The organism is Neisseria sp. P0009.S007, assembly GCF_051962515.1.
In genome coordinates, this window is the sequence record NZ_JBQCVF010001216.1 from 1 (window position 1) to 248 (window position 248).

At 51.6% G+C, this 248-nt stretch carries 1 protein-coding gene; it reads right to left on the bottom strand.

Annotated elements, in window-relative coordinates; genetic code table 11:
* A partial coding sequence (locus tag ACTHS3_RS18355; protein WP_440368855.1) for an aldehyde dehydrogenase family protein occupies positions 1-248 on the bottom strand: 248 nt, incomplete at both ends.

Sequence of the window (248 nt, forward strand, 5' to 3'; positions counted from 1 at the left end):
CCTTTGGAGAGCGCGTCAGCGATGTGCTGCTCAACTTTCTCCACCGCTTTTTCCTCAATCAGCGGCCCTTGGTTCACTCCATCCTCCAAGCCGTTACCCAATTTGAGCGCAGCCACTTTTTCACTTAATTTGCGGCAAAATTCGTCGTAAATACCTGATTGAGCGTAAACGCGGTTGGTGCAGACGCAGGTCTGACCGCTATTACGGAACTTGCTAGCAAGCGCGCCTTCGACAGCTTTGTCCAAATC